The organism is Candidatus Sulfotelmatobacter sp., from assembly GCA_035498555.1.
Taxonomy (GTDB): domain Bacteria; phylum Eisenbacteria; class RBG-16-71-46; order RBG-16-71-46; family RBG-16-71-46; genus DATKAB01.
On sequence record DATKAB010000115.1, the window covers coordinates 1 to 18,676 of the forward strand.

The 18,676-nt window shown below is 69.0% G+C and carries 18 protein-coding genes; 11 read left to right on the plus strand and 7 right to left on the minus strand.

Annotated elements, in window-relative coordinates:
* The coding region (locus VMJ70_10115) for a glycosyltransferase family 2 protein (GenBank protein ID HTO91477.1) at positions 1-591 on the plus strand (591 nt) is incomplete at its 5' end.
* Positions 588-1,583: an NAD-dependent epimerase/dehydratase family protein gene (locus VMJ70_10120; GenBank protein HTO91478.1), complete on the plus strand. Its 996-nt coding sequence runs from the start codon at positions 588-590 to the stop codon at positions 1,581-1,583. The genes VMJ70_10115 and VMJ70_10120, both read left to right, overlap by 4 nt.
* A gap of 37 nt (positions 1,584-1,620) precedes the next feature.
* On the opposite strand, the gene VMJ70_10125 is transcribed toward VMJ70_10120, so the two are convergent.
* Genes VMJ70_10125 through VMJ70_10155 form a run of 7 tightly spaced genes read right to left on the minus strand, consistent with a single transcriptional unit; the run spans position 1,621 to position 7,857 of the window.
* A complete protein-coding gene (locus tag VMJ70_10125) occupies positions 1,621-2,181 on the minus strand; it encodes a hypothetical protein (GenBank protein HTO91479.1) in 561 nt (186 codons plus the stop codon).
* Between the two features lie 11 nt (positions 2,182-2,192).
* Positions 2,193-3,005 carry a glycosyltransferase family 2 protein gene (locus VMJ70_10130; protein HTO91480.1) on the minus strand — a complete coding sequence of 271 codons (813 nt, stop codon included), beginning with the start codon at positions 3,003-3,005 and terminating at the stop codon, positions 2,193-2,195.
* A complete protein-coding gene (locus VMJ70_10135; protein ID HTO91481.1) occupies positions 3,002-3,268 on the minus strand; it encodes an acyl carrier protein in 267 nt (88 codons plus the stop codon). Before VMJ70_10135 ends, VMJ70_10130 begins: the two co-directional genes overlap by 4 nt.
* Positions 3,265-4,869, minus strand: coding sequence for an amino acid adenylation domain-containing protein (locus VMJ70_10140; GenBank protein ID HTO91482.1), 1,605 nt, complete (start codon positions 4,867-4,869; stop codon positions 3,265-3,267). The genes VMJ70_10135 and VMJ70_10140 overlap by 4 nt, the downstream gene beginning before the upstream one ends.
* 33 nt (positions 4,870-4,902) lie before the next feature.
* On the minus strand, positions 4,903-6,063 hold the full coding sequence (locus VMJ70_10145) for an acyl-CoA dehydrogenase family protein (protein ID HTO91483.1): 1,161 nt from the start codon (positions 6,061-6,063) through the stop codon (positions 4,903-4,905).
* A complete protein-coding gene (locus VMJ70_10150; protein HTO91484.1) occupies positions 6,060-6,992 on the minus strand; it encodes an alpha/beta hydrolase in 933 nt (310 codons plus the stop codon). Before VMJ70_10150 ends, VMJ70_10145 begins: the two co-directional genes overlap by 4 nt.
* Entirely contained in the window at positions 6,979-7,857 is an 879-nt protein-coding gene (locus VMJ70_10155) for an alpha/beta hydrolase (protein ID HTO91485.1), read from the minus strand. Before VMJ70_10155 ends, VMJ70_10150 begins: the two co-directional genes overlap by 14 nt.
* A gap of 578 nt (positions 7,858-8,435) precedes the next feature.
* On the opposite strand from VMJ70_10155, the gene VMJ70_10160 reads away from it, so the two are divergent.
* The 9 genes from VMJ70_10160 to VMJ70_10200 all read left to right on the plus strand — a co-directional run bounded on the left by VMJ70_10160 (position 8,436) and on the right by VMJ70_10200 (position 18,650).
* Entirely contained in the window at positions 8,436-9,269 is an 834-nt protein-coding gene (locus VMJ70_10160) for a sugar transferase (GenBank protein ID HTO91486.1), read from the plus strand.
* Positions 9,270-9,361: 92 nt separating this feature from the next.
* Entirely contained in the window at positions 9,362-10,855 is a 1,494-nt protein-coding gene (locus VMJ70_10165) for a glycosyltransferase family 39 protein (GenBank protein HTO91487.1), read from the plus strand.
* Between the two features lie 24 nt (positions 10,856-10,879).
* Positions 10,880-12,193 (plus strand): nucleotide sugar dehydrogenase, encoded by a 1,314-nt coding sequence (locus VMJ70_10170; GenBank protein HTO91488.1) that lies wholly within the window; start codon positions 10,880-10,882, stop codon positions 12,191-12,193.
* Complete coding sequence (locus VMJ70_10175) at positions 12,177-13,391, plus strand: glycosyltransferase family 4 protein (GenBank protein HTO91489.1); 1,215 nt, start codon at positions 12,177-12,179, stop codon at positions 13,389-13,391. Before VMJ70_10170 ends, VMJ70_10175 begins: the two co-directional genes overlap by 17 nt.
* Positions 13,388-14,548, plus strand: a complete 1,161-nt coding sequence (locus VMJ70_10180; protein HTO91490.1) for a glycosyltransferase family 4 protein — start codon at positions 13,388-13,390, stop codon at positions 14,546-14,548. The genes VMJ70_10175 and VMJ70_10180 overlap by 4 nt, the downstream gene beginning before the upstream one ends.
* Positions 14,545-15,519, plus strand: coding sequence for a glycosyltransferase (locus VMJ70_10185; GenBank protein ID HTO91491.1), 975 nt, complete (start codon positions 14,545-14,547; stop codon positions 15,517-15,519). The genes VMJ70_10180 and VMJ70_10185 overlap by 4 nt, the downstream gene beginning before the upstream one ends.
* Positions 15,513-16,703: a glycosyltransferase gene (locus VMJ70_10190; protein ID HTO91492.1), complete on the plus strand. Its 1,191-nt coding sequence runs from the start codon at positions 15,513-15,515 to the stop codon at positions 16,701-16,703. The genes VMJ70_10185 and VMJ70_10190 overlap by 7 nt, the downstream gene beginning before the upstream one ends.
* The gene (locus VMJ70_10195) at positions 16,700-17,800 is read left to right on the plus strand and encodes a glycosyltransferase family 4 protein (GenBank protein ID HTO91493.1); all 1,101 of its coding nucleotides are present in this window, start codon (positions 16,700-16,702) and stop codon (positions 17,798-17,800) included. Before VMJ70_10190 ends, VMJ70_10195 begins: the two co-directional genes overlap by 4 nt.
* Positions 17,801-17,807: 7 nt before the next feature.
* Positions 17,808-18,650: a class I SAM-dependent methyltransferase gene (locus tag VMJ70_10200; protein ID HTO91494.1), complete on the plus strand. Its 843-nt coding sequence runs from the start codon at positions 17,808-17,810 to the stop codon at positions 18,648-18,650.
* Positions 18,651-18,676 lie beyond the last annotated feature (26 nt).

Here is an 18,676-nt window from a genome sequence, read left to right on the forward strand (position 1 = left end):
ACCGATCGCACCTCGGACGAGGCCCGCGAAGCCGGCGCCGAGCGCGTCATCCGGCATCCAGCCAATCGTGGCGTGGGCGCGGGAATTCGTACCGGGCTGCTGGCTGCGAAGGGGGAGGGCTTCCGCTACGCGGCGATTCTCTCGGGTGACGATCAGCACGAGCCCGACGAGCTGCCGCGCGTGCTCCAGCCGCTGTTCGACGACGAAGCCGACCTGGTGCAGGGCTCGCGCTGGCTGCCGGGCGGGGCCACGCCCGGCATCCCGCCGTCGCGGCGTTGGCTCACGCGCATCTATCCGATACTGTTCCGCATCGCCAGCGGCTACCCGTGCACCGACGGAACGAACGGCTTTCGCGCATTTCGGCTCTCGATCCTCGACGATCCGCGCATCCGTCTCGAGCAAAGCTGGCTGGATCGCTACGAGCTCGAGCCTTATCTGTTGTTCCAGGCAGTGCGCTGCGGCTACCGCGTCCGTGAAGTGCCGGTGACCGTGCGCTATCATTCCCGAGGCACTACCAAGATGAAGATCTTTCGTGACGGCTGGCGAATTCTCCGGCCGTTGATCTATCTGCGCATGGGATGGCGGAAATGACGCCTCGCGACCAGTCGATGAACGCGCTGAAAGATCGGCGGGTGCTGGTGACCGGCGGCGCGGGCTTCGTCGGCAGCGCCCTGGTCAGGCGCCTGATCGCGATCGGGGCGCAGGTCACGGTGCTCGACGATCTGTTCACCGGGCGGCGCGAGAATCTTCCCGCGGATGGGCTCACGTTCTATCAGGGCTCGGTCTGCGATCTGCCGCTGGTCGAGCACGCCGTGGGCGAGGCCGAGGTGGTGTTCCACTGCGCCGCGCGAAACATCGTCATCTCGACGAAAGACCCGCGCCAGGACTACGAGACCAACATTGGTGGCACTCTCAACGTGCTGCTGGCGGCGCGCGCGACGGGGCCCAAGCGCGTGGTGTACACGTCGTCGACGTCGGTGTACGGCAATCCCCGATATCTTCCGATCAACGAGGACGATCGGCTTTCGTTGCTGACGCCCTACTCGGTCTCGAAGCTCGCGGGCGAGAACTACTGCATGGCGTTCTACGAGTCGTACGGCCTGCCGACGACGGCGGTGCGATATTCGAACATCTTCGGCCCCGGCCAGGATCCCGACAATCCCTACTGCGGCGTGGTCGCCAAGTTCGCCGACTCGCTGTTCGCGGGGAAGCCCCCCGTGATCCACGGTGACGGCAATCAGACCCGCGACTTCACCTACATCGACGACGCCGTCGAGGCGACGCTCCTCGCCGCGACCTCGGATCGCTCGATCGGCGAGGTGTTCAACGTCGGCACCGGCGTCGAAACGCGCGTCAACGAGCTGGCGGCGATCCTGATCCGGCTCGTGGGCGCAAAGGTCGAGCCCGTGCATAGCGATCGCCGCGACGTGGACAACATTCGTCGTCGCGTGGTGAACATCGAGAAGACCCGGCGCGCCCTGCGCTGGGTGCCCGAGGTGACGCTCGAGGAAGGCCTGCGCCGCACCGTCGAGTGGCAGCGCACCAGCAGCCTCAGGGCGCGGGGAGTGGCGGCGAGGAACTGAGTCGAGCGCCGCGGGCGCGGCGCTCGATCGAGCCGGCTCACTTCGGCCACAGCCAGCCGAACGTTCCTCCGGTCAGCATCCCGAAGATCAATCCGTCGAAGGTGTGGCGGAGCGTGGTGGCCCACGATTTCTGGTACCAGATCGAGTTCGGGAACTGGCCCAGCGAGTAGGCGACGAACGCCACCGTGCCGGCGATCTGGAACACGCGCAGATAGGCCGCACCAGGCGGCAGCGCGCGACCCGCAATGTAGGCCGTGAACACGCCGACCAGCACGCAGAACAGGAACCATTGCGTCATGCTCTTGCCCATTTGGAACATGCCGTTGGGCATCACCGTCGCCACCATCACCGGGCCCTTCTCGAGCTTGGCCTTGAACTCGGGGGTGCGCATGGCCTCCGTGCTGCCGGCCCGCGGCACCATGTAGTCGCCCGGCGGAATCTCGAACTTCCGCAGCGCCTCCATGACCTCGTCCTGCCGTGGAAGCATCCGATAGTCGCCGCCGTGATACTTGAGAAACATGTGGATGAGCGAGCTGGCGATGAACACGAGGACCGACGACAGCAGAATCGGGAGCAGCAACGCCATCAGGGAAACCATCGCGACCTCCTTCAACCGGCGATACGGGGGATCGGATTGGACCGCACCCTTCGAGCCATCACGAAGTACCGGGAAATGGTCTTCATGATCTTCATCTTGCTCGCGCCCTCCTTGAGATCGTAGCGCAACACCAGCGGCGCCTCGGTCACCTTCGCGCCGCCGCGCCCGAGCTTCACCAGCAGCTCGGCCATGCAGACGAACCCGACCTCCTCGATCATTCGATCGCCCCACGCGGCGAACGCGCGCTTGAGCATCGAAGCGCGATAGAGCCGATAGCCGCAGGTGTAGTCCCGCGCACCCTTCACGCGAGCCACCACCGACAGCAGGAAACTGGCCCCCCGCGACAGCACCTTGCGGAGCGCGGTCAGGCCGACCTCGTCGCCACCGGCCACGTAGCGGGAGGCGATCACGATGTCGGCGTGCTCGCGCTCGAGCGTCTCCCACATGCGCGGCAGCAGAGCGGGATCGTGCGTGTTGTCGGCGTCCATGGTCGCGATCAGGTCATCGGGCGCGCAGCGCTGGAGCGCGCCGGTGAGCCCGGTGCGCAGCCCGGCGCCGAGATTGCGGTTGACGCCGTGGGGAATGACCTCCAGGTCGAGCCGTCCCTTGAAACGCTCGGCGGCGGCGATGGTGCCATCGGTGCTGCCGTCGTCCACCACCAGCACCCGCAGCTTCGCGCCGCGTTCCGCCAGCACCGGCGCGAGCGTGACGAAGCGCTCGAGCAGCTGTGGCAGCGAGCGCTCCTCGTTGTAGGCGGGCAGCGCCATCCAGATCGAGATCGTGCCGCGACCGGCCTCGGCCGGAGCGCGCCCAGGCTCGCTCACTGCTTTCCGCCGCGCACGCGTTCGACCAGGGCCGCCATCGCCCGCACCGACTCGAGATTGTCCGGCACGACTTCTTGATCGGGAATCTTCACCTCGAAATTCTCTTCGCAGAACGTGACGACCTTGAGGATCGAGAGCGAATCCAGCAGGCCTTTCTCGATCAGGTTCTCGTCGAGCGAGAGCTCGCGCAGCTCGCGATCGTAGAGGACGTCCTGGATCAGGAAGTCGCGGATGCGGGATTCGGTCGGGGTCGGGCTGGTCATGCCTCATCCTTTCGTGCAGTCGCCTCGCCGGCCGCGAGCGCGGCGCGATCCACCTTGCCGCTCGTGGTGCGGGGCAGGGATTCTCGGAAGCCGATTTCCTCGGGAACCATGTACCGGGGAAGGGTGCGCGCGCAATGGTCCCGCAGCGCGGCCGCGGACGGACCCGCTCCGGCCCCGGCATCGTGTTTCAGCACGATCACGGCCTTCAAGCGATTGCCGATCTCGGGATCGGGAATCGGCAGCACCACCGCTTCGGCCACCAAAGCGTGCGCATGGAGCGCGCCTTCGATCTCGGCCAGCTCGACGCGATAGCCGCGGGTCTTCACCTGATGGTCGCGCCGCCCATGAAACATGAGCACGCCGTCGTCGTTCCAGCGCACCCGGTCGCCGGTGCGATAGGCGCGTCGCGTGCGGCCGTCGAGCGGGAGGTCGCGCAGGGTCTGCCGCGTGCGCGCGTCGTCTCCCCAGTACCCGCGCATCACGCTCGCCCCCGACACCCATAGCTCGCCGATCTCGCCGCGCGGCGTCTCGCGCAGCTCGTCGTCGAGCAGCCATGCCTGATCGCCCGAGCAAGGCACCCCGATCGGCAGCGGCGAATCGTCGCGCGGTGGCGACTTCACCTCGTGCCAGGTGCAGACGTTGGTCTCGGTCGGTCCGTAGAGGTTGGCGAAGCGCGCGCGCGGCACCAGCTCCATCCACTGGCGGAGCAGCGGCACCGGCATCACCTCGCCCGCGAACAGCAGCACCCGCAGCGCCGAAAGATCGCGGCTCGCGATCTGCCCGTGGCGCAACAGCAGCGCGAGCGCGCTCGGCGTCTCGTAGATCACGGTGAGCCTCGAACCGGCGTAGAGATTCGCGATCGCCGCCGGGAACGCGGCGGCGCGCGCCGGCACCGGAAAGACCGCGGCGCCCGCCAGCGCGGAGGCGAACAGATCGAAGGTCGAGAGGTCGAAATGAAACGGCGCGTGATTCGACACGCGATCGCGTTCGCTCATTTCGAAGCTGGCTGCCGCCCACTCCACGAACGCCAGCGCGCTGGCGTGGGTGTGCACTACGCCCTTGGGCACGCCGGTCGAGCCCGACGTGTAGAGGATGTAGGCGAGGTCATCCGCGCCCGGAGGGTCGTCGAGCGGCGCGTCGGATTCGGATTCCAGCTCGCGCCACTCGATCAGTCGCGGGGTCGCGCTCGCCGCGGTGGCCGGCGCGGCGCCCGTCACCCACAGCCCGCGCAGGGAATCGAGCTCGCGCACCGATTCGCCCGCGGCCGCGAGCCGGTCCGGGCTCGTGACCAGCGCGGCGAGTCCGGCGTCGCGCGCGATGGTGGCGAGCCGCGCCGGTGGCGCCCCGGGATCGATCGGCACGTAGGCCGCGCCGGCCTCGAGCGCTCCCCACAGCGCGGCGATCGCGGCGTGCGACTTGTGGAGCCACAGCCCGACGCGATCGCCCCGGGTCACGCCACGCCCGCGCAGCGATCGTGCGATGCGATTCGCCTGCGACGCGAGTGCCGCGTAGGAAAGGCTCGCGCCCTCCAGCACCACCGCGTCGCGGCCGCCGTGCCGTGCGGCCGAATCGCGCAGCAGCGAGCCCAGATTCCTCCTCATGCGCGTTCGCGGCCTCGACCGGTCATGGGCCGGCTAGAGCCCGAGGCAGCGGGCGATGATCTTGCGCTGCATCTCCGAGGTGCCGGAGTAGAGCGTGCCCGAGAGCGCGTCGCGCACCTCGCGCTCGATCGGGAATTCGCGCATGTAGCCGTAGCCGCCGTGGAGCTGCAGCGCGTCGAGTGCCGCGCGGACGTGGGTCTCGCTCACGAACAGCTTGGCGACCGCCGACTCCAGTACCGTGCTCCGGCCTTCGCCCTGCATCCAGCCGACGCGATAGAGCAGGAAGCGGCCGGCGTCGATCGCCACCTTCATGTCGGCGAGCCGGTCGGCCACCGATTCGAACTTGGCGATCGGCTGGCCGAACTGGCGCCGCGCCTTCGCGTATTTCACGCAGTCGTCGAGCAGCCGGTCCATCGAGCCGAGGTGCGCCGCGAAGATGCAGGCCCGTTCCCATTCCATCGCCGAGTTGAACACCGCCATGCCGGCGCCTTCCGGGCCGAGCCGCGCGCTCTCGGGCACGACACACTCGTCGAAGATCACCTCGCCCATCGGCGAGGTGCGCAGCCCCATCTTGTGGATCGGCTCGCCGAAGGTGAGGCCCCTGGTTCCGCGCGGCACCAGGAACGACGTCAGGGCCTTCGATTTCCCTTCCGCGGAGCGATCGAGATAGGCGAACGCCACCGCCACGTCGGCGACCGGCGCGTTGGTGCTGAAGGTTTTGGTGCCGTTGAGGACGTAGCCCGGTTGCGATCCGCTCGCGCGGGTCGCGCGCGCCGCCAGCGAGAACACGTCGGAGCCCGCGTTGGGTTCGGTGATGGCGTGCGCGCCGATCGCCTGGCCCGAGACCAGGCGCGGCAGCCACTCGCGCTTCTGCGCCTCGCTGCCGTAGGCCACCAGCGGCATCTGGCACGCCCACATCTGAGCGTTGAGGCTGAACACCAGGCCGTTGTCGCGGCAGCCCTTCCCCAGCGCTTCCATGGCGATGATGGTGGTGAGCAGGTCGCGACCCTGGCCGCCGTATTCGACCGGCACGGGCAGCCCGAGCAACCCGAACTCGGCGGCCAGCTTCCAGGCCTCGCGATCGAAGCCGTCGGCGGCGTCGAGCGCGGCGACGTCGCGGTTCAGCTGCTCGCGAGCGAACTCGAGCGTGGCATCGTAGAGTTCGCGCTGCTCGGCGCTGAACTCGAAGTTCATGACCGTGCCTCCACCGCCCGCGCAGCGGGATGGAGCGCCAGCACCCACTGGAGCACGCGCTCGACGATCTCCTTCTGGCGATCCATGCGGTTGAAGCCGTCGTGCACGCTTCCCGGCCAGATCTCGACCTCGAGCCGCTCGCGCGTTCGGGCGTCGAGTCGCGGCCACAGTCGTTCGAGCGCGCCCTGGAAGGTGAGGAATTCCTGATCGGCTTCGCCGTAGAGGAACAGGGCGCGGGTGGTGGAGCGCGCCAGCGCCTCGAACGCGCCCACGAAATTGGGATCGAGCGCCGGGCCCTGCGAGGGGGCGCCGGGCTCGGCGCTCGATCGCCCGAGGCCGCGCAGCCGCGACTCGACGTTTCTCCACAATTCGGGATCGGCGAGGCGCTTCCAGTTGTCGCGGTTCTGCATGGCCTGCCAGACTCCTTCCCATTTGCCGCGCGAGTTGCGCAACTCGCGCATGGTGTCGAGCGACATCACCGGCGCCGAAACGAACGCAATGCCGTGGACCCAATCGGGCTCGGCCAGCATCGCCGAAAGGGCGGTGCGCGCGTCGAAGCAGCTCCCGGTCAACACGAAGCGCTCGGCGATGCCGGAGTCGCGCAGTGTACGCAAGATCGCCATCAGATCCGACTGATTGGGTGTCGAGGGATCAAGGAAGCCGTTCACCCCGCTGCTGTCGCCGTTCCCGTGGTAGTCGAAGCGGCAGGCGGCGAAGCCCCGCGCGGCCAGCCAGCGGGCGCCCCGCACCCAGTCGCGGTTACGGTGCGAGCGCGGGCGTGTGAGATGCACCGCCGCCAGGCCCGCGGGTGGCGCGCCCGGCGCGGGAGGGGTCACGATCGCGACCAGGTCGCCGTCGGGCGCGCGCACGATTCGCGGCTGCTCGGCGCGAGCGCGCTCGCGTTCCTCCGCCGTTTCAGCCCAGGGCACGGATCCACTCGGTGGTGAAGTTCACGAGCTCCGGGCTTTCCCAGGCCGGATTCTGAAGGAAAGGCCAGCCGACGTCGGCGCGCACTTCGCGCACCTCGACCTCGCAGCCACGGGCGCGCAGCGTCTCCGCCAGCTCCTGATGGGAACGGGCGAGCGTGCGGCGCGGATCGATCTGGACGATCAGCGCCGGCCCGCGAAAGCCCGCCAGCCGATCGGCCAACGGCCGATCGGCACTCGCAACCAGCGCGCGGTGCAGGTAGTAGCCGAGCACGTCGACGCGTCCCTCCCGCTCGAGCGTGCTCAACATTTCGTCGACCGTGAGCCTCGCTCGTTCCCCCTGGGCGACCTGCGAGAACAACACGCCGCGCAGGAGCGAGCGGAAGTAGTCGGACGGTGCTTCCACCGGTTCCCACAGCGCGAGCGCCTTGAATCGCTCGCCCTCGGCGACCACCCGTGCCAGCGCCAGCGCGCCGAGCCGGATCCCGACCGCCACGACTTCCGGGGCGCCGCTCTTCCGGCGCAGCTCGGCGAGCACCCCGCGGATGTCGTCGGCGAAGCTCCCCAGGGTGAGATCCGCCGAGTCGCCGCCGGAGTCGCCCTGGCCACGTGGGTGGAAGCGAATCGTGGCGATTCCGTGGCGGGCGAGCGCTCGGGCCAGCTCCACTTCGCTGCGGTAGCCGGTGAGCTGCTCCACGCCCAGGCCGGGCACGATCAGAGCCGCGATTCCGGCCGCCGGCACCGGTCGAGCCGGGTGGTAGACCGAGTAGAGTGGGCAGCCCCCGAGGTCGAGAAAAGCCGGGATCTCCCCGTTCAAGGCGGGTTCGGCGGGTGCCGCGGGACTGCCGGGTCCGAACAGGGGCGTCACGGGTGGGAAACCGGGGGGCGAGGGGGGAGGAGAAGACGAGGAGACACGACCCCAAAATCCTATCGAGACCCGCTCCGGCGCGTCAATCCAACCCCCGATCGTCAAATGTCTTGATTCCGCTGTCATGGGCTTGATAGGCTGATTCCCGTCCCCGGAGCCCCGCGCTCTCAATCGCCGACCTGGAGGATGGCCCGCATCGCGAATTGATAACTGGGTTTGAGTTGTAGTTGGTCGAGCGAACATCTTCGGCCGCCCCCGAGAGGTCGGTCGCCAGCCAAGCATCAGAGGATCTGACACCTTGCTGTTTCCCCCGCTGTTCGTGCTCGATATGTCCAGGACCCAGTCCACGCGGACCATGCTCGTGCCTTAGCCCGGAAGACCTCCCGCCAGGTTTTCCGGTTTTTCTTTTTTGGGTGGGCGAAACAACCGAGAGCGGCATCATGCACCCTGACAGCTTCGCAACCCCCAGCGTTGTCGTCATCGGCAATACCTCCCGGCCCGTCAGCAGCGTTGGAGGCGATCCGGGATTCCGCCCCACGACCGCCAGCGTCACTTCCGTCCCCGGAATGGAACCCGGAATGGAATCGGTTTCGTCGGGCGTGGGTTCGATTCCGCAAGCGTCCACGCTCGCGGGCGCCTCGGCCGCGCCCGGGCACGAGTCACACCTGGGGCTCAACGGCAATGGCAACGGGAATGGCCTCTCGGTGAGCGCGCTCTCGCACTGGTCCCCGCCGGTTTCGGCCTCCGCCGGCGGCGGCACTCTGGTCTCGTCGCCGCCGGTGCTGGCCGCCCCGCTCGAGGATCGCGGCTTGTATCTGCGCTTCGGCAAGCGGTTGCTCGACGTGATCGGCGCCACCGTCGCACTGGTGGCCAACTCGCCGCTGCTGCTCCTCGCGATCATCGCGATCAAGCTCGAATCGCCGGGCCCGGTGCTCTACCGATCGAAGCGCATCGGACGAAACGGGAGGCCCTTCACGTTCCTGAAGCTGCGCTCGATGGTGGACGGCGCGGATCGTGGCCGTCACCACATCGCCCATCTGAACGAGGCCGAGGGTCCGATCTTCAAGATCATGAACGACCCGCGTGTTACCCGGGTCGGACGCATCCTGCGCATCACTTCCATCGACGAGATTCCGCAATTCCTCAACGTGTTGCGCGGCGAGATGAGCCTGGTGGGCCCGAGACCGCCGCTGCCCAACGAAGTGGCACAGTACGAGCCGTGGCAGCTCCACCGGCTCGACGTGTTGCCGGGCCTCACCTGTCTGTGGCAGATCAGCGGGCGCAGCCGCATCGGCTTCAACGAGTGGATGCGCCTGGACCTCGAGTACATCAAGCATCGATCCCTCGGATTGGACGTGAAGATCCTCCTTCGAACGATACCGGCCGTACTCTCGCGGGACGGGGCTTACTGAGGGACGCGCCCACGCGGCCCCCGCGCCTCGAACCGACCCCACCAGATCCCGCAATCACTTCCTCCGAGCCCGACCCCGCCGCCGATTCGGCGGTGATCTGGAACATCGTCGCCGCCGCTCTGGTGGGGGCGCTGCTCCGCTTTTTCCGGCTCGGCCACCCGAGCCTGTGGATCGACGAGGTCTTCACCTGGTACGCCGCCGACATCGGCTCGCGCATGCCGTGGTCCCACGTGATCGAGAACGTGCACGGCCCGCTCTACACCCTGCTGCTGCATGCCTGGGGCGGACTCGCCGGGGACGGCGAGTGGGCGCTGCGCTTCCCGTCGGCGGTGTTCGGCACCGTCACCATCCCTGCGATCGCGTGGCTCTCGGGACGCTGGCTCGGACGATCGGCCGCGGTGCCGGCGGCGTGGCTCGCGGCCGGCTCGCCGTTCCTGGTCTGGTACTCGCAGGAGGCGCGCAACTACTCGATGCTGCTGCCGTGCGTGGCGCTCGGCGCGGTGGCGATGCTCGAGCTGCGCGAGCGGCTGAGCGCGCGCGCCCTGGTCGGCTTCCTTGCCGTTTCGAGCGCCGGGCTGCTCACCAATTTCTCCTATGCGCTGCTGGCGCCGCTCCAGCTCTACTGGTGGCTGGGGACGCGGGGCGACCGCCGGCGACGGCTGCTGCTGCTCGCCGGCGTCGCGCTGCTGATGCTGGTGGTGCTCTACCCGTGGCTGCCGCGGCTGGCCTCGGTCTGGGACTGGAAGCGGCTCGCCCAGAGCGCGGGCGAGCGCCCCGCCGAGGCATTGCGGGGCGGGCCATCGTTCCAGGTCGCCGCCTATCCGTTCACGCTCCACGTGTTCGCGGTCGGCTACACGCTCGGCCCCTCGATTCGCGAGATCCGCACGCTGGGGTCGGGAGCCGCCCTGCGCGCGCACCGGGCCGAGCTGGCGGTGGTGGCGCTGCTGTTCGGCGCGCTCGGAGTGCTCGCCCTGCGGGCCGCCGCCCGCCGCCGCGAGCGGATCGCCGCCCTGATCGCGCTGGTCGCTCCGGCGTTGTTCGTGACTTACGGAGCGATTCAGAACTTCAAGACCTTCCATCCGCGCTACGTCGCGGTGTCGTTTCCCTTCCTGCTCGCGCTGGCGGCGGCGGCGCTCGCCGACGCCCGGCCGCGCCTGCGCGCGATCCTGAGCGCGGGGCTCGCGCTCACCTGGGGCGTGTCGCTCTACCATCTGTACTTCGTGCCGCGCTACGGGAAGGAAGACATGCGTAGCGCGATCGCGAGGGTCAGGAGCGAGGCGCGGCCGGGCGAGAAGATCCTCGCCGCCGGAGCGGACGACGTGCTGTTCTATTACTATCGCGGGCCGCTTCCGATCCAGCGCTACTGGTTGGGCTGGGCGGGCGAGGGCGATCGCATGGAGGCGAAGCTGAACGAAGCGCTGGCCGGCACCCATGGCGTCTGGGTGGTGTGGAGTCGAGGCGAGGATCTCGACCCTTCCGGCCGCTTCCCGCGCTATCTCGATCAACGCTTTCAGGGCGCGGAGAGCCGGCGCTTCGAAGGCGTACGGGTGTGGCACCTGATGGGCGCCGCACCCGACTCACGCTGAGCCGGCAACCGACGGAGATCCAGAATGCGCGTCGTGGTGGTGGGACTGGGCTATGTCGGTTCGGTGTGTTCCGCGTGTCTCGCGAGCCGCGGGGCAAGCGTGGTGGGCGTGGACAGCAACGAGTTCAAGGTCGATCGCATCGAGGCCGGCCTGAGCCCGATCGTCGAGACCGGTCTCGAGCCCATGATCGCCGAGGCCCGCAAGTCCGGGGCGCTGCGTGCCACGACGACGATCGCCGAAGCCATGCCCGGCGCCGACGTGGTGCTGCTGTGCGTCGGCACCCCGAGCGCCGAGGACGGCAGCCTGTCGCTCGAACACGTGAAGCGCGCGGCGCAGGAAGTGGGCGGAGCGCTGCGCACCGCCGGCCGATTCGTCACCGTGGTGATGCGCAGCACCATGCTGCCGGGCAGCGTCGAGGACGAGATCCTGCCGGAGCTGGAGCGCGCCTCGGGGCTCAGGGCCGACGCCGATTTCGGCGTGGCCTACAACCCCGAGTTCCTCCGCGAGGGCTCGGCGGTGGCCGACTTCTTCGGCGCCGAGCTGACGGTGATCGGCGCGCGCGATCCCCGCAGCGCCGAGGCGCTGCGAACGCTCTATCAGGGGATCGGCGAGATCGTGGTGACGCCGGTCCGCACCGCCGAGCTGCTCAAGTACGTCAACAACGCCTATCACGCGCTCAAAGTGACGTTCGCGAACGAAATCGGGCGCCTGTGCAAGCGCGAAGGCATCGACAGCCACGCGGTGATGGAGCTGTTCTGCCGCGACACCCGCCTGAATCTCGGGCGCAGCTACCTCAAGCCGGGCTTCGCGTTCGGGGGCTCGTGCCTGCCCAAGGACCTGCGCGCGTTGAACCATCGAGCCCGGGTGCGCGATCTCGAGCTGCCGGTGGTGCAAGGCATACTTCGTTCGAACGATCGCCACGTCGAGGAAGCCGTGCACCTAGTCGAGCGCCTGAAGCGCCGGCGGATCGGCGTGCTCGGCCTGTCGTTCAAGGCCGGGACCGACGACCTGCGCGAGAGCCCGATCCTCCGGGTGATCGGAGCCCTGGTGGGCAAGGGCTACTCGATGCTCCTGCACGATCCGCACCTGGATCTCGAGCGGTTGCTGGGCGCGAATCGGCGGTTCGTCGAGGACGAGGTCCCCTATCTTCCCGAGCGGCTCCGCGGCAGCATTCGGGAAGTGGTGGAAGCAAGCGAGGTGATCGTGGTCGCCAACGGCGCGCGCGAATACCGCGAGGTCGGCGCGATGCTGAAGCCCGGACAGGCGCTGGTGGACCTGGTGCACGCCGTCGATCCCGCGAGCCTCGCGCACGGGGAGTACCATGGCCTCGCGTGGTAGCGTTCTCCACCTTTCGGAGAACCTTCCGCTGCCCTTCGATCGTCGCGTGTGGCTCGAGCTGCGCACGCTTCGCGACGCGGGATTTCGCGTGGCGGCGATCTGTCCGATGGGCGATCGCTGGACCGAACCCTACGAGCAGATCGAAGGTGTCTCGATCTGGCGCTATCCGCCGCCGCCGCCCACCCAAGGCGCGCTCTCCTATGTCTGGGAGTTCCTCTACTGCTGGCTCCAGACCGCGAGGCTGTCGGTGACGGTGCTGGCGCGGCATGGGTTCGACGTGATCCACGCCGCCAATCCGCCCGACACGTTCTGGGCGATCGCCGCGTTCTACAAGCTGTTCGGCAAACGCTACGTCTTCGATCACCACGACCTGTGCCCCGAGCTCTATCTGGCGCGCTTCGGCGAGCAGCGTCGTGGATCGCTGCTGCACCGGTTGCTCTCTCTGCTCGAGTGGGCACAGTTCCGCACCGCCGACATCGTGATCTCCACCAACGAGTCCTACCGGCAGGTGGCGATCGGGCGCGGAGGCATGAGCGATTCGCGCGTGTTCGTGGTGCGCAGCGGGCCGAGCCGCGAGCGCTTCGCCACCGTACGGCCGGTGGACGCGGCGCTCAAGAACGGGCGCCGGCATTTGGTCGCCTACCTGGGCGTGATGGCGCCGCAGGACGGCGTGGACCATCTGTTGCGCGCCGCCCGAATTCTGGTGCACGAGCAGGGGCGTCGCGATGTCGGTTTCATCCTGATCGGCTCGGGCGACTCGTTCGACGAGCTGCGCGAGCTGACGCGCAAGCTCGATCTGGAATCGTGTGTGCACTTCACCGGTCGGATCCCCGACGCCGAGGTCGAAACGATCCTCGCCACCGCCGACGTGTGCGTGTGCCCGGATCCCCGCAATCCGCTGAACGACGTCTCCACCATGAACAAGGTGCTCGAGTACATGGCCTGCGGCCGCCCGGTGGTGGCCTACGATCTGCGCGAGCATCGCTATTCCGCCGGCGAGGGTGCGTTGTACGCCGAGCCCAATCACGAAGACGACCTGGCCTCCAAGATCGCTGCGCTGCTCGATGATCCCGAGCAGCGAAGACGCATGGGGGTCTACAACCGCCAGCGCTTCCTCGAGCGCATGGCATGGGAGCACAGCGCCGGCGAATTGCTGCGCGCTTACCAGACCCTGTGCGCGACGCCGAAGAACGGGTGAGCCTGGTGCTCGCCGAGAGCGGGCGAGCGGTGGGCGGCACCGAGCGGGTGGTATGGGAGCTGGCCACTCGACTGCCGCGAAACCGCTTCGAGGTGCGCGTGTGGCTGTCGGACGATCCGGGCGTCGACGAGTTCGCCGCCGCGCTCGAGGCGCAGGAGATCCCGGTGGATCGCGTCGGCGAGGTGGATTCGCGCTGGGATTGGAAGGGAATGCTCCAGACCTGGCGGAAGTTGCGCGGGAGCCGGGCCTCGCTGCTGCACGTCCACCACGTCTGGCCCGCGGCCGATCGCTATCTGGCCTCGCTCGCCGGACTCGCGGGCATTCCGCACTTCATCGTCACCGAGCACATCGTCGGCCAGCCCAATTCCGCCGCGCAAAAATCGCTCAAGCGCCGCGAGCTGATGCGCGCCGACGCCGTGACCGCGGTGTGTAGCGCGGTGGCCGATTCGCTGGCGCGCGACTACGGCGTGCCTCGCCAGCGGCTGCGCGTGGTGCCGAATGGCGCCGATCCTCCCGATGAGAATGCCGAGTGGGAGGAGGCGCGAACCTGGCGCGAGAAGCTCGGCGCGGGGCAGCTCCGCCCGCTGTGGGTGAGCGCCGCGCGACTCGAGGAGCAGAAGGGGCACGACGTGTTCCTCGCCGCGCTCGCGGAGCTGAATCGCCGCGGCGTCGAATTCACCGCCGCGATCGCCGGCGAGGGCTCCAAGCGCCTGGAGCTCGAGCGCCAGATCGCCGAGCGCGGGCTCGGCTCGCGGGTCCGGCTGCTGGGCCAGCTCGAGAACCTGGGGCCCTTGTTGCTGGCCGCCGACGCGGTGGTGCTGGCGTCGCGCTGGGAAGGGTTGCCGCTCACCCTGCTCGAGGCGCTGGCCCGCGGCCGCCCGGTGGTGGCGACTTCGGTGGGCGGCATTCCCGACGTGATCGAGGACAACGTCACCGGCCGGCTGATCGCCTCCGGCCAGTCCACGCCGCTCGCCGATGCGCTCGCCGACTTCGCGCGTCGCAGTGATGCCGCGCTGAAGCTGGGACGCAATGGGCAGCGCCGGGTGCGCGAGTCCTACGGCTGGGAGCGGGTCGTCGAACAATTCGAAGCGGTGTACGACGAGGTGTTGGGTCTCGCCACCTTCGTTCCCGGCCCCGCCGAGCAGGAGGCGGAATGAGACTCGGCGTCGTGGTTCCCTGCTACCGGCAGGAGCGCGATCTGGCGCGCACGCTGCCCGCGCTGGAAGCGGCGATGGGCCACATCGAGTGGCGGGGCGCTCTGGTGATCGCGGCGCCCGGCGGCGAGCTGCCGCCGCTTTCGTCGCATTGGACACTGATCGCGCCGCCGGTGGCCCGCCCGCTCACGCCGGGAGCGGCGCGGATGCTCGGCTTCTCGGCGTGCGGCGGCGAGTGGGTGCTGTTCGTCGACGCCGACGTCGAGGTGGACGCCGCCTGGCTCACGCGCGCGCTCACGGTGGCGGCCTCGCGTGCCGGCCGCGACCAGCCGGTGGGGCTCGGCGGGCGATTGGAGGAATGGTTCGAGGATGGCGCGAGCCGGCGCCGCGGCAATCCCGACATGTACAAGGTGGGCACGGCCGATCGCGACGTGGACTATCTCGCGACCCTGGCGTTCTATTCGCGCGAGGCGCTGACGCGCGCCGGCGGCTACGACGCCCGCCTGCAGTCGGAAGAGGACTTCGAGCTCGGCCTGCGCTTCCGCCGGCTCGACCTCCGACTCCGCTCGCTCGGCATGCTCGCCGGCCGTCACTGGAGCGCGCCGCGCCCCAGCTTTTCCGAGCTCTCGCGTCGCTGGCGCACCGGGCTGTGCTTCGGGCAGGGACAGGTGCTGCGCCTCTACGTCGGTCGCCCCGGCTTCGCGGCCCTGTTGCAGCGCCAATCGCTCTATCTGCTCATGCTGGCGCTGTGGGCGAGCGGGCTCGCCTGCGCGATCGTTTCCGGAGTCACCCGCGACGCACGGGTGTTCGTCTGCTGGTGCGCGGCGCTCCTCGCGCTCTTCGCGCTGATGGCGGCGCGAAAGCGAAGCCCGCGGCTCGCGCTGCATTCGATTCTCACCTGGACGCTCAACGGCGCCGGGCTCGCAGTCGGGCTCCTGCGCGGTCCGACCATCGAGCGGAGCGACTCGTGCTGATCCACGGCGCGGTGGACAACGATCTCTATCCGCCGAAGCTCGGCTCGACGCAGCGCAACTTCGGGCTGTATCGCGGGCTCGCGCGCCGGCACCAGGTGGTGGTGCTGTGCGTGGTGCCGAATCGCAACCGCGCCGAGCGCGAGCAGCGGATCGACGGCGTGACGCTGCTGCGGCGTCGCGCCTGGTACACGGGCGTCGCGTGGCGGCTGGAGCGCATGCATCTCGCGCCCATGATGGCCGCGGGCTACGGTCACGCGCTGCGCGCGAGATCGCTGCGAGGGGCGCTTCCCGGCGCGCCCGACGTGTTCGCCGCCGACTTCAACCTCACGCCGCTGATCCAGGGCAGCCGCGCGGGGCTCAAGGTCTATCTCTCGCAGAACGTCGAGCTGGATTACTTCGAGAAGGCCGGCGAGAGAGTCTGGATGTCGCGGGCGTGGGCCGGCCGGGTGAGGAGCCGCGAAGCGCACGCGCTCGCAGCCGCCGATGCGGTGGTAGCGGTCGGTCTCGAGGACGCCGAGCGCTTGCAGTCGCTCTACGGACTCGATCGCTCCGCCATCGACGTGATCCCGAACGGCTGGGACGATCTGGCCATCCGACAGGCGACGCCGGTGGCCCGCGCCGCCGCGCGCGCTCAGCTCGGCATCGGCGCCAGCGCCTATGTCGCGTTGTTCGTCGGCTCCGACGTTCCGCACAACCGGGCGGCGCTCGAGTGGATCCTGCGCGAGCTCCTCCCGGTCGCCGAGCGCGAAGGGCTGGTGCTGATGGTGGCGGGCCGGGTGGGGCGCGTGGCGCGCGGTCGCGCTTCCTCGGCGCTCCGCAATCTCGGCGAGGTCGACGATCTGACACCGCTGCTTCACGCCGCCGATGTCGGTCTCAATCCGGTGCTGGCCGGCGGCGGCAGCAACGTGAAGCTGCCCACCTATCTCGCCGCCGGTCTCGCAGCAGTCAGCACGCCGTTCGGGCTCCGCGGCTACGAAGCGCTTTCGCGCCACGCGATCGCGGCGCCGGCGGACGAATTCGCCGCCGCCCTGCTCACCCGGCCGCAGGGCTGGGCGGCGCGTGGCGAGGCGATGCCCGAGGCGGTCGCGGAGCTATCGTGGAGCCGGCTGGGAGAACGGCTCGGCGCCCGCTGGGAGGGACGACTCGCGTATTCCGGCGTCGCCGTTCGGCAGGTGCCCGCATGAGAATCGCCATGATCGGGCAGAAGGGCGTTCCCGCCACCTACGGCGGCATCGAGCGTCACGTCGAGGAGATCGGACAGCGGCTGGTGAAGCGCGGTCACGAGGTGGCGGTGTTCTGCCGGCTCTACTACACCCCGCCGGGCGCCGAGGCCGGCGGGCTCACCTTGCTCCGCCGTCCGAGCATTCACACCAAGCATCTCGACACCGTGACGCACGTGATCTGGAGCACGCTCGAGTCGATTGTCCGCCGCTTCGACATCGTGCACTTCCACGCGCTCGGGCCCTCGGTGTTCGCGGGGCTGCCGCGGGTGACCGGGCAGAAGACCGTCGTGACGGTCCACGGCCTCGACTGGCAGCGGCAGAAGTGGGGCAAGTTCGCCTCGTGGGTGCTGCGACAGTGCGAGGGGCCGGCGGCTCGCTTCCCGAATCGCACCATCGTGGTGTCGCGCACGCTGCGCCAGCACTTTCTCCAGCACCACCACTGCCACGCCGCGTTCATTCCCAACGGCACCAACCTGCCGGCGCCGCGCGCGCCGAGGAAGCTGCTGCAGCTTGGCCTCACTCCCGGCAAGTACGTGCTGTTCGTCGGCCGTCTGGTGCCGGAAAAGGGCGTTCACTTCCTGTGCGAGGCCTTCAGCCAGATCGACACCGACGTCAAGCTCGCGCTGGTCGGTGGGCTCTCGTTCTCGCAGGACTACGTGCAGCTGCTGCGGCGATACGAGAGCGATCGCATCAAGCTGCTCGACTACGTGTTCGGCGACACCCTCGAAGAGCTGTGGAGCAACGCCTACGTGGTGGTGCAGCCCTCGACCATGGAAGGGTTGTCGATCGCCCTGCTCGAAGCGCTGTCCTACGGCCGCTGCGTGCTGCTCTCCGACATCCCCGAGAACCTCGAGGTCGGCGAGGACTGCGCGGTGCCGTTCCGGAGCCAGGACGTGGGTGATCTCAAGCAGAAGCTCGAGATGCTGCTCACCCATCCCGAGGTGGTGCGGGAGTACGAGAGCAAGGCGCGCGCCCACATCCAGGAGCACTATTCCTGGGACAAGGTCGCCGAACACACCGAGACCGTCTACCGCGACCTGCTGGCCTTGGGTCCCTGAGCGCCGGATGTGGATCCTCTCGCGCTTCTTCAGCCGTCTGAACGAGCGCTACCACGGTCCCGAGGGCGACGCCTTCGCGATTGAGGAGCTGACGCCGGTCGCCGAACGCTTCCTGGGCGCGGGGAACGTGCTCGAGGTGGGCTGCGGCTACGGGCGCAACCTGGTGGCGCTGGCGGCGACGAGCGCGAAGCTGATCGTGGGCTGCGACGTTCAGCAGGCGGAGCTGGAACGCGCGGCGCGCGAGCGCATCGCGCCCCTGCCCGAAGCGACGCGCGCGCGGGTCGCGCTGGTGCGCCAGGAGCCGTGGCGGCTGCCGTTCGCCTCCGACTGCTTCGACCTGGTCGTGCTGTGGCAGGTGCTCGAGCACGTGTTCGCGCCGCAGGAGAAGCAGCGCGTGCTCGACGAGTGCGCGCGGGTGCTCAAGTCCGGCGGACACCTGCTGGTCGAGACGCCGAACCAGTGGTTCCCCGTGGACTACCACGACAACCGGATCCCGTTCGCCCACTGGCTGCTGCCCACGAGCGGCCGCGAATGGCTCACCCAGATGATCCGCGGCAAGCGCTACTACCCCTCGCAGTACCTGAGCCTCCATGGCGCCGAGCGGATGTTGCGGCGCGCCCCGGGCGTGACCTCGATCGCGCGCGCCACGCAGTTCTACTTGGCGCCGTCCTGGGAAGAGGCCTATCGCTCGGTCGGTGGAACCCAGGCGGGCTGGAAGCGCCTGCTGTTCCTCCAGATACTGCCGGTGCATCTGGCGATGCGCGCGTTCGGCTCGAGCGCCGACCACTTCTTGCCCTCGATCCGCATGGTGTGGCGAATCGACAAGTCGGGGCCGGTTGTTCGCGGCTGAGCGCTGTGCTACTCGTCACCTGCTGA

Bases quoted from the DNA above. Each gene is read 5' to 3' on its own strand.
- VMJ70_10120 (HTO91478.1), top strand. From the start codon at position 588: ATGACGCCTCGCGACCAGTCGATGAACGCGCTGAAAGATCGGCGGGTG.
- VMJ70_10125 (HTO91479.1), bottom strand. From the start codon at position 2,181: ATGGTTTCCCTGATGGCGTTGCTGCTCCCGATTCTGCTGTCGTCGGTC.
- VMJ70_10135 (HTO91481.1), bottom strand. From the start codon at position 3,268: ATGACCAGCCCGACCCCGACCGAATCCCGCATCCGCGACTTCCTGATC.
- VMJ70_10140 (HTO91482.1), bottom strand. From the start codon at position 4,869: ATGAGGAGGAATCTGGGCTCGCTGCTGCGCGATTCGGCCGCACGGCAC.
- VMJ70_10145 (HTO91483.1), bottom strand. From the start codon at position 6,063: ATGAACTTCGAGTTCAGCGCCGAGCAGCGCGAACTCTACGATGCCACG.
- VMJ70_10160 (HTO91486.1), top strand. From the start codon at position 8,436: ATGGAATCGGTTTCGTCGGGCGTGGGTTCGATTCCGCAAGCGTCCACG.
- VMJ70_10170 (HTO91488.1), top strand. From the start codon at position 10,880: ATGCGCGTCGTGGTGGTGGGACTGGGCTATGTCGGTTCGGTGTGTTCC.
- VMJ70_10175 (HTO91489.1), top strand. From the start codon at position 12,177: ATGGCCTCGCGTGGTAGCGTTCTCCACCTTTCGGAGAACCTTCCGCTG.
- VMJ70_10185 (HTO91491.1), top strand. From the start codon at position 14,545: ATGAGACTCGGCGTCGTGGTTCCCTGCTACCGGCAGGAGCGCGATCTG.
- VMJ70_10195 (HTO91493.1), top strand. From the start codon at position 16,700: ATGAGAATCGCCATGATCGGGCAGAAGGGCGTTCCCGCCACCTACGGC.
- VMJ70_10200 (HTO91494.1), top strand. From the start codon at position 17,808: ATGTGGATCCTCTCGCGCTTCTTCAGCCGTCTGAACGAGCGCTACCAC.